Raw genomic sequence first — 451 nt, 5'->3', positions numbered from 1 at the left:
TCCTAACCCAGACTCATATCTATGTTTTTAAATAGTCTCTATGCTCTCGTCGAGTCACAGATTCTGTATAAAACAGAAAGAAGTAATCTTGTTCAAATCACTTGTTTCTATTTGATACCTATTTTATTTAGCACTTAAAGCTTAACTAAAGTAGTGGTGGAGCCAAACGGAGTCGAACCGTTGACCTCCTGCGTGCAAGGCAGGCGCTCTACCAACTGAGCTATGGCCCCTGAGCGAGGATACAATCGAAGCACTGCTTCGATCCGAGCGCAAGAGGAAATCCCTTAAAGGGGATTTACTTAGGGCTCTTTCACCTACATTAATAATGGTGGGTCTAAGTGGACTCGAACCACTGACCCCCGCGTTATCAACACGGTGCTCTAACCAGCTGAGCTACAGACCCTAATACGTCCTAAAACGTAAGCTTAAACTAAAGAACAACTTGTTGTGA

General features: G+C 43.7%; 2 tRNA genes. Both read right to left on the bottom strand.

The annotated features are described in order from the left end of the window. Positions 1-154 precede the first annotated feature (154 nt). A tRNA-Ala gene (locus tag NJD71_RS13680) sits at positions 155-230 on the bottom strand. Between the two features lie 96 nt (positions 231-326). Next, positions 327-403 (bottom strand) — tRNA-Ile (locus tag NJD71_RS13675). Positions 404-451: the final 48 nt, after the last annotated feature.

The sequence above is a fragment of the Psychrobacter sp. PP-21 genome (assembly GCF_033790785.1).
GTDB lineage: Bacteria > Pseudomonadota > Gammaproteobacteria > Pseudomonadales > Moraxellaceae > Psychrobacter.
Note: the sequence above shows the minus strand (reverse complement) of the source record. Positions and strands in the feature narration are given on the sequence as shown.